At 75.0% G+C, this 8,701-nt stretch carries 7 protein-coding genes and 2 pseudogenes; 1 reads left to right on the forward strand and 8 read right to left on the reverse strand.

Annotated features, from left to right (window positions below):
* Window positions 1-186: pseudogene (locus PKY62_RS10725) on the forward strand (methyl-accepting chemotaxis protein); the annotation flags it as partial.
* Between the two features lie 72 nt (window positions 187-258).
* Here the strand turns inward: PKY62_RS10725 and PKY62_RS10730 are convergent.
* The 8 genes and pseudogenes from PKY62_RS10730 to PKY62_RS10765 all read right to left on the reverse strand — a co-directional run.
* Window positions 259-753 (reverse strand): beta-class carbonic anhydrase, encoded by a 495-nt coding sequence (locus PKY62_RS10730; RefSeq protein WP_324536788.1) that lies wholly within the window; start codon window positions 751-753, stop codon window positions 259-261.
* Between the two features lie 180 nt (window positions 754-933).
* Entirely contained in the window at window positions 934-1,626 is a 693-nt protein-coding gene (locus tag PKY62_RS10735) for a LutC/YkgG family protein (RefSeq protein ID WP_324536790.1), read from the reverse strand.
* Window positions 1,623-3,170, reverse strand: coding sequence for a lactate utilization protein B (locus tag PKY62_RS10740; protein ID WP_324536792.1), 1,548 nt, complete (start codon window positions 3,168-3,170; stop codon window positions 1,623-1,625). The genes PKY62_RS10735 and PKY62_RS10740 overlap by 4 nt, the downstream gene beginning before the upstream one ends.
* Window positions 3,167-3,931 (reverse strand): (Fe-S)-binding protein, encoded by a 765-nt coding sequence (locus PKY62_RS10745; protein WP_324536794.1) that lies wholly within the window; start codon window positions 3,929-3,931, stop codon window positions 3,167-3,169. Before PKY62_RS10745 ends, PKY62_RS10740 begins: the two co-directional genes overlap by 4 nt.
* A gap of 114 nt (window positions 3,932-4,045) precedes the next feature.
* The gene (locus PKY62_RS10750) at window positions 4,046-4,870 is read right to left on the reverse strand and encodes a class II aldolase/adducin family protein (RefSeq protein WP_324536796.1); all 825 of its coding nucleotides are present in this window, start codon (window positions 4,868-4,870) and stop codon (window positions 4,046-4,048) included.
* Between the two features lie 29 nt (window positions 4,871-4,899).
* Window positions 4,900-6,417, reverse strand: a complete 1,518-nt coding sequence (locus PKY62_RS10755) for a rhamnulokinase (RefSeq protein ID WP_324536798.1) — start codon at window positions 6,415-6,417, stop codon at window positions 4,900-4,902.
* A complete protein-coding gene (locus tag PKY62_RS10760) occupies window positions 6,414-8,468 on the reverse strand; it encodes a bifunctional aldolase/short-chain dehydrogenase (protein WP_324536800.1) in 2,055 nt (684 codons plus the stop codon). Before PKY62_RS10760 ends, PKY62_RS10755 begins: the two co-directional genes overlap by 4 nt.
* 97 nt (window positions 8,469-8,565) lie before the next feature.
* A pseudogene (locus PKY62_RS10765) lies at window positions 8,566-8,701 on the reverse strand (L-rhamnose isomerase); the annotation flags it as partial.

The following is an 8,701-nucleotide window of genomic DNA, read 5'->3' on the forward strand; positions in this document are numbered from 1 at the left end:
TCGGAGATGTCCCGCGGGGTCGCCGAGGCCGCCACCGGCTCCGGGGAGATCGCCGCGACCATCACGGGCGTCGCCACGTCGGCGTCGTCCGCGTCCGCCGTGCTCGAGGGCCTGCAGGCCTCGACCGCGGAGCTGACGACGCTGGCGGCGGACCTGCGCACCCGGGTCGGGGCGTTCACCTACTGACGCGAGGCGCCGGACGACGCGCCGGGTGCGACGGGCCCGCCGAGGTTCGGCTGGGCCCGCCGCGGCCCGGCGTCAGCCGGTCGTGACCTCGCGCAGCCGGCCGGTCGCGACGTCGAAGACGAACCCGCGCACGGCGTCGGTGTGCGGGATCGACGTCGACGTGCGGATCCGCTCGATGGACTGGCGCACGTCGACGTCGAGGTCGTCGAACGCCTCGGCCGCCCAGCGGGGCTTGATGCCCGTGTCCGCCTGGACCTGGGCCGCCAGGGCATCGTCGGTGAAGGTGAGCATCCCGCAGTCCGTGTGGTGCACGAGCACGATCTCGTGCGTGCCGAGCAGCCGCTGGGAGATGGTCAGCGAGCGCAGCACGTCGTCGGTGACGACCCCGCCGGCGTTGCGGATGACGTGGGACTCGCCCTCGGCGATGCCCAGGGCGCGGTGGACGTCGAGCCGAGCGTCCATGCAGGCGACCACGGCGATGCGCCGGGACGGCGGCAGGGGCAGGGGGCCGGCGAACCCGGCGGCGTAGGCGGCGTTGTTCTCGAGGTACTCGTCGGTCACGGACATGGCGGTCTCCTGCAGGGTGGGGGTGGACGGCGGCGATCGATCAGCCGCGTCGACAGGACCCGTCGAACAGGTGCGCGCGACGGGTCGGCCAGAAGGCCTCCAGCTGCTCGCGTGCGCTCATGGGCAGACCCTCACCCGCGGGGGCCGGGGCCGCAACCCGGCGTCCGCGATGCGGGACCGTCAGCCGACGAGCACCACGCGCAGGTCCCGCGGGCCGTGCACGCCCTCGACCCGGACCAGCTCGATGTCGCTCGTCGCGCTGGGACCCGAGATCCAGGTCAGCGGCCGCTCGGGGTGCTCGGCGAGCAGCGCGACCGCCTGGGGCACGCTGCCGACCACCTGGTCGGCCCGCACCACGCACACGTGGCGGTCCGGCAGCAGGGTGAGCGCGCGACGGCCCTGGTCGGGGCCGGCGTCGAGCACGATGGTGCCGGTCTCGGCGATCGCGACGCGGCACGCCGTCAGCACGGCGCCCGTCGCGTCGAGCTCGGCGTGGCTCAGCGGGACCGCGTCGGCCGGCGGCCCGGTGGGGTTCGCGTCCACCGCCGGCTCGTCGACCCGCACCACGACCCCGGCCTCGGCGACCGCGCGCGCCCACGCGGCCGGCACGCCAGCAGGGACCACCACGGACCCCGCATCGGCGAGCTGCGCCGCGACCACGCGTGCGACGTCGTCCGGCGTGCAGCGCAGCACCGTGGCGCGGTAGTCCACGAGGCGGTCGGCGAGCAGGTCGACCGCAGCGGCCGACCTGCTCGGCACCGCACCCTCGCGGGCGTACGTCCTCGGCACGTCGTCGGCCGTGACGACCGGCGCCGACGGCGTCGCGGCGAGCGCCACCCGGATGCGGCGCAGCACCGTCTCGCGCGCGCTCACGGCGCGCCGCCCGGGCCGTGCGTCGGGGGCGTGGGGGGCTGGCGGTGGGTGGCCCACCAGTCGCTGAACGACTCGCGCGGCAGCGCCGGCAGGTCGCGCGTGCGCGTCCACAGCGAGCCCGGGTAGGGCGCGCGGCGCAGCCGACGGCCCCCGAGCACGCGCCCGACGACGGCGACCGCGCGGGCCGCCAGCCGCAGCCGGCGGCCGGACGACAGCACCACCGACGCACCGCCCATCGCCAGGCCGGTCGCCGTCGGCAGGTGCGCACCGCCCGCGGGGCTCACGGCCCGCTCGCGCAGGTGGACCAGCGCAGACGGGATGTCGATCTTCACGGGGCACGCCTCGTAGCACGCGCCGCACAGGGTGCTGGCGAACGGCAGGGAGCCCGTCGGGTCGTGCGGGCCCGCGCCGGGCAGGCCGCCGGGCGTGCCGAGGCCGAGCAGCTGCGGGGTGAGGATCGCGCCGATGGGGCCCGGGTAGACCGAGCCGTACGCGTGGCCGCCGGTGTGCTCGTAGACGGGGCAGACGTTGAGGCACGCCGAGCAGCGGATGCAGTGCAGCGCCTGGCGGCCGATCTCGTCAGCGAGCGCGCGCGTGCGGCCGTTGTCGAGCAGCACGAGGTGGAACTCCTGGGGGCCGTCGCCCGGGGTCACCCCCGTCCACATCGTCGTGTAGGGGTTCATCCGCTCGCCCGTCGAGGAGCGCGGCAGCAGCTGGAGGAACACCTCGAGGTCGGTGAACGTGGGCAGCACCTTCTCGATCCCCATGACGGTGATGAGGGTGCGCGGCAGGGTCAGGCACATCCGGCCGTTGCCCTCGGACTCCACGACCGCCACGGTGCCCGTCGACGCGATCGCGAGGTTGGCCCCGCTGATGGCGACCGTGGCGCGCAGGAAGCGCTCGCGCAGGTGCGCCCGCGCGGCCATCGCCAGCTCGCGCGGCTCGGCCGTGAGGTCCGTGGGCGCTCCGGTCATCGAGTCCGTGAAGATCTGGCGGATCTCGTCCCGGTTGCGGTGGATGGCCGGCACGAGGATGTGCGAGGGCATGTCCCCCGCAAGCTGCACGATGAGCTCCGCGAGGTCGGTCTCGACCGCCGTGATGCCCTGGGCCGCCAGGTGCTCGTTGAGCCCGATCTCCTGCGTGGCCATGGACTTGACCTTGACCACCTCGGTGGCGCCCGCAGCCCGGACGAGGTCGGTGACGATCCGGTTGGCCTCGGCGGCGTCCGTGGCCCAGTGGACGACGCCGCCGCGCGCGGTGACGGCGGCCTCCAGCTCGACGAGCAGGGCAGGCAGGTCGGCCATGACCTGGGCCTTGATCGCCGATCCCGCGGTGCGCAGGTCCTCCCAGTCGGGCAGCTCTGCGGTGACCGCCAACCGCTTGTCCCGGATGGTGCCCGTGGCGCGGCGCAGGTTGGCGCGCAGCTGGGCGTCGGCCAGCGTGCCGTGGGCGGCCTCGGGGAAGGTGGGGCCCCAGCGCAGCGGGTCGGTGGGGGCGGTGGCGGGCTGGGGGCGCACGCGCGGCATGCCCAGGGGGACGCTCATGCCGGCGCCCACGGGTGCTCACGCGTGCTCGCGAGGATCTCGGCGAGGTGCACGGCGTGCACGCCGGTGCCGCTGCGGCTGAGCGCACCGGAGATGTTCATGAGGCAGGACCAGTCCCCCGCGGTGACCACCTGCGCTCCGGTCGCGACGATGGACGAAGCCTTGTCCGCCACCATCGCCGAGGACGTCTCGGCGTTCTTCAGCGCGAACGTCCCGCCGAACCCGCAGCACGACTCGGCCTCGGGCAGGTCGATCAGCTCGAGGCCCTCGACGGCCCGCAGCAGCCGTGCGGGCCGGTCCCCCACGTGCAGCAGGCGCAGCGAGTGGCACGTCGGGTGGTAGGTCACCGTCCGGGGGAAGGACGCGCCGACGTCGGTGACGCCGAGCACGTCGACGAGCAGCTCGGACAGCTCGTAGGTGTGCGCCGCGACGCGCTCGGCCGCCACGGCGAGGGTCTCGTCGCCCGCGCGCCGCGCGGCGGACGCCTGCTGGTGGCGGGTGGACCCGACGCACGAGCCGGACGGCGCGACGATCGCGTCCCACGCGCCGTCGAGCACCGGGGCGAACGCCCGCACGTGGTTGCGGATGACGGGCACGGCCTGCGCGGCGTATCCCGTGTTGACGTGCATCTGCCCGCAGCAGGCCTGCCCGGCGGGCACGTCCACCTCGTGCCCCAGCCGCTCGAGCAGCCGCACCGTGGCGATCGCGGCCTGCGGGAAGGCAGTCTCGACCAGGCACGTCGCGAAGACGGCGATGCGCACGGGCGTCCTCCCAGGTCGACGGTGACGGCGGAGCTCAGACGACGGTAACCGGTGACCCGGCTCCCGCGGTGCCCCGGGGGGAGCGCAGAGCCGCGCTCCCCCCGGGATGGTCCATCAGACCCAGGGCGAGTCGATCTCGAACTCGTCCGCGACGGACTTGATCTCGGCCTTGGTCAGGCCCTCGGCCCGCCCGCCGGCGACGATGTCCATGTACTCGTACTTGGCGCCCGTCTCGGCGTACTCGATCCGGTCGACCGCGCGGGTCACCGACAGGTCGGAGCGCGACATGACGCCGTGCTTCGACCAGACCGTGATCTCCGAGGTGCGCAGGCCCTCGACGTTGGCGTCCATCATCCCGGCCGAGCCGGGCACGAGGAACGGCAGCACGACGACGCCCTGAGAGAGCGCGACGATGCTCTCCGGCTCCCAGCGCAGGATCTTGCCGTTCATCGCCGCCGTGTCCCGGTAGGCGGGGATGTGCGACAGGTAGGTGAGGTACGGCGGCTGCGCGTGCACGACGGCCTGGAAGTCCACCCCGCGGCGGGCCACCTGGTCCTGGTGCACCCCGAGGTGGGAGTTGAACTCGCTGGTGAGCTTCTCGAAGAGGCGGCGCGGCGAGGTGTAGAGGGTCGCGGTCAGGCCGCCCTCGTGGATCCGCAGGGCGCCGACGTTCGCCAGCGGGTCCTCGTGGATCTGGCGCAGGCGGCGGCCGGAGCCGGTGACGAGCAGGCTCTTGCCGGCCAGGGCCGGGGCGGGCAGCGGCAGCGCGATCTCGGACTCGATGGGGAACCGGCGGCGCAGCTCGATGTCCCAGCCGATGTAGACCGAGATGTTGCCCGCGCCGGCCTCCGAGGCGTCGATCTCGCTGATCCGGGTGCCGCCGGCGCCCATGGAGGTGAGCAGCTCGTCCAGCTCGGGGAAGGGCTCGTGAAGGGGCATGGTCGGACTTTCTCCTTGGGTGGGGTGGCTCAGGGCCACAGGATGCGCTCGGCCGCGTCCCACGCGGCCTTGCTGCCGGTGGGTTCCCACCGGGTCAGGTCGGACGAGGCCACGACGACCTCGCGGATGGCGGGCAGCCCGCCGGGCAGGGCTCCGGTGGCCCAGGCCTGGACCAGCAGGTTGCCCATCGCGGTGCCCTCGACGGGCCCGGCGACCACCGGCAGGCCGGTGGCGTCGGCCGTCAGCCGGCACAGCAGCGTGTTGCGCGAGCCCCCGCCGACGACGTGCACCACGTCGACCGTGCGGCCGGACAGCGCCGAGGCCTGGCGGATCGCCCGCCGGTAGCCCAGCGCGAGCGAGTCGAGGATGGCGCGCACGGTGGTCGCCTCGTCCGGCGGGGGCCGCTGGCCGGTGCGCCGCGCGGCCGCGGCGATCCGGCTGGGCATGTCCCCCGGCGGGGTGAAGGCAGGGTCGTCGACGTCGACCACGCAGGCCAGCGACGGCGCGTGCTCGGCCGCCTCGAGCAGCTCGGCGAGGTGGTGCGGGCGGCCCTGCGCCGCCCAGGCGCGCATCGACTCCGAGAGCAGCCACAGCCCGGCGACGTTGCGCAGGTAGCGCACCGTGCCGTCGACGCCCAGCTCGTTGGTGAAGTTGGCCGCGCGGCTCGCCTCGGTGAGCACCGGGGCGTCGAGCTCGACGCCGACGAGCGACCACGTGCCAGAGGAGATGTACGCCGCACGGGACGGGTCCATCGGCACGGCCGCGACGGCAGAGGCCGTGTCGTGCGAGCCCACCGCGACGAGCTCCGCGCCGCCCAGCCCCAGCTCGGCCGCCAGGTCGGGGCGCAGCGGGCCGAGCACCCGGCCCGGCGCGACGACGGGTGCCAGCAGCGCGCCGACGTCGGCCCCCGTCGCGTCCCGCAGCGCCGCGAGCGCCCGCTCGCTCCAGCCGCCGGTCGCGGCGTCGAGCAGCCCGGTGGTCGAGGCGTTGGTCAGCTCGGTGACCTCCACGCCGCTGAGCCAGTAGCCCAGGAGGTCGGGAACGAGCAGCATCCGGCGGGCGGCGGCGAGCTGCGCCGTCCCGGCCGCCGCACCCAGCTGGAAGATCGTGTTGAAGGGCTGCACCTGCACGCCCGTGAGCGCGTAGTGCTCGGCAGCCGGCATCCGCTCGAAGACCCGCTCGGGCACGCCCGCCGTGCGCTCGTCGCGGTAGTGCACCGGGTTGCCGAGCAGGGCGCCGTCCGCGTCGAGCAGCCCGTGGTCCACGGCCCACGTGTCGACGCCCACGGACCGCACGGGTCCGTGCTCGTGCCCGGCGACCCGGAGCCCCTCGAGCACGCCGCGCCACAGCCGCAGCACGTCCCAGTGCAGCGTGCCGGCCGCCCCGCCCTGCGTCGCACCGTCGGCCGCCGACGGCCCGGCCGGCACGCGCACGGGAACGTTGGCGAAGCGGGACGCCTCGACCGTCTCGAGGCGCCCGGCGGCCAGGTGCCCCACGAGCACGCGCCCGCTGGAGGCACCGAGGTCGACGGCGGCGTAGGTGCTCATCGCAGGAAGGCCGCCGCGACGCCGGAGTCCACGGGCACGTGCAGTCCGGTGGTCTGGCCCAGGTCCGGCCCCACGAGCGCGAACGCCGCCGCGGCGACGTGCTCGGGCAGCACCTCGTGGCCCAGCAGGGTCCGCTTGGCGTAGTAGGCGCCCAGGTCGGCCTCGGCCACGCCGTAGACCGCGGCCCGCTGGGCGCCCCAGCCGGCGGCGAAGATGCCGGAGCCGCGGACGACGCCGTCGGGGTTGATCCCGTTGACCCGGATGCCGTGCGGGCCCAGCTCGGCCGCGAGCAGGCGCACCTGGTGCGCCTGGTCGGCCTTGGTCGCCGAGTACGCGATGTTGTTGGGCCCGGCGAACACCGAGTTCTTCGAGGAGATGTAGAGGATGTCCCCGCCCATCGCCTGGGCGAGCATGACGCGCGCGGCCTCGCGGGACACGAGGAACGAGCCCTTGGCCATGACGTCGTGCTGCAGGTCCCAGTCCCGCTCGGTGGTCTCGAGCAGCGGCTTGGAGATCGACAGCCCGGCGTTGTTGACGACGAGGTCCACGCCACCGAAGACCAGCGAGCACTCGGCGAGCATCGCGGCGACCTCGGCCTCGCTGGACACGTCCGCACGCACGGCGACGGCGACGTCGGGCCCGCCGAGCTCGGCCGCGACCGCCTGCGCCGTGGCCAGGTCGAGGTCCGCCACGACGACGCACGCGCCCTCTGCGGCCAGCCGCACCGCGATCGCGCGGCCGATCCCCGAGCCGGCGCCCGTGACGAGCGCGACGCGCGAGGCCAGCGGCTTGGCCTTCGGCAGCCGCGCGAGCTTGGCCTCCTCGAGCGCCCAGTACTCGATCCGGAACTTCTCGGCCTCGTCGATCGGCGCGTAGGTGCTCATCGCCTCGGCGCCGTGCATGACGTTGATCGCGTTGACGTAGAACTCGCCGGCCACGCGGGCGGTCTGCTGGGTGGCCCCGAAGGAGAACATGCCGACGCCCGGGACGAGCACGATCGCCGGGTCGGCGCCGCGCATGGCGGGGCTGTCGGCGAGCGCGTGCCGCGCGTAGTAGGCGGCGTACTCCGCGCGGTAGGCCGCGTGCAGCTCGCGCAGGCGCACGACGACGTCCTCGACGGGCGCGTCGGCCGGCAGGTCCACGACGAGCGGGCGGACCTTGGTGCGCAGGAAGTGGTCGGGGCACGACGTGCCCAGCGCGCCGAGCTCCGCGAGCCGCTCGCGGCCGAGGAAGTCGAGCACTGCGTCGGAGTCGGTGAGGTGGCCCACCTGCGGACGGTCTGTGCTGGCCAGCCCACGGATGACCGGGGCGAGGGCGGCCGCCCTGGCGCGACGCTCGGTGGCCGGCAGGGCGGCGAAGCCCGGCCGGACGGCGCCGAACGGGTGGCGGCCCTGCGCGGCCAGCGCCGCCACACGCGCGGCGATGTGCCCCTCGGCGGTGCGGATGATCTCGAGCGAGCGCGCCTCGGCCGCCTCGGAGGTGTCCCCCCACGCGGTGATGCCGTGCCCGCCGAGGATCGCGCCGATCGCCTGGGGGTTGTCCCGGGCGATCGCGGCGATGTCCAGGCCCAGCTGGAAGCCGGGACGGCGCCACGGCACCCAGGCCACGCGGTCGCCGAACACCTCGCGGGTCAGCGCCTCGCCATCGGCCGCCGTGGCGAAGGCGATGCCGGAGTCCGGGTGCAGGTGGTCGACGTGCGCCGCATCCACCAGGGCGTGCATCGCGGTGTCGATGCTCGGCGCCGCCCCGCCCTTGCCGTGCAGGCAGTAGTCGAACGCCGCGACCATCTCGTCCTCGCGGTCCACCCCCGGGTAGACGCCCACGAGGGCCCGGACGCGGTCCAGCCGCAGCACGGCCAGGCCGGTCTCGGTGAGCGTGCCCAGGTCACCCCCGGATCCCTTGACCCAGAGCAGGTCGACCTGCTCCCCGGTGACCGGGTCCGTGTCCGTGCCCTTGGCCGACGTGTTGCCGCCGGCGTAGTTGGTGGTCCGCGGGTCGGCGCCCAGGCGCCGGGAGCGGTCGATGAGCTGGGTGGCAGTCGCGTGCGTCATCCGGCTCGTCCTCTCGTCTGGAAGGGGTGGGTGGGACGGGGTGGTGCGGTCGGGTGGTGCGATCAGGTGGTGCGGTCGGTGCGGTCGGATGGTGCGGTCAGGCGCCCCAGCCGGACTGGGTGCCCCCCACGCGCTCCGCGGCGATCGTCGCCAGGTAGCCGCTCGCGGCGAAGGCAGCCATGGGGTCGGCCGGCAGGCCGCGCTCGGCGCGCCACTGCGCCAGCAGCGGGCGC

Origin of the sequence: Actinotalea sp. (assembly GCF_035443605.1) — a bacterium.
Taxonomy (GTDB): domain Bacteria; phylum Actinomycetota; class Actinomycetes; order Actinomycetales; family Cellulomonadaceae; genus Actinotalea.

Excerpts from the sequence above, each read along its gene's own strand:
- PKY62_RS10755 (WP_324536798.1), bottom strand. The coding sequence starts at position 6,417 with ATGAGCACCTACGCCGCCGTCGACCTCGGTGCCTCCAGCGGGCGCGTG.
- PKY62_RS10760 (WP_324536800.1), bottom strand. The coding sequence starts at position 8,468 with ATGACGCACGCGACTGCCACCCAGCTCATCGACCGCTCCCGGCGCCTG.
- PKY62_RS10750 (WP_324536796.1), bottom strand. The coding sequence starts at position 4,870 with ATGCCCCTTCACGAGCCCTTCCCCGAGCTGGACGAGCTGCTCACCTCC.
- PKY62_RS10730 (WP_324536788.1), bottom strand. The coding sequence starts at position 753 with ATGTCCGTGACCGACGAGTACCTCGAGAACAACGCCGCCTACGCCGCC.
- PKY62_RS10740 (WP_324536792.1), bottom strand. The coding sequence starts at position 3,170 with ATGAGCGTCCCCCTGGGCATGCCGCGCGTGCGCCCCCAGCCCGCCACC.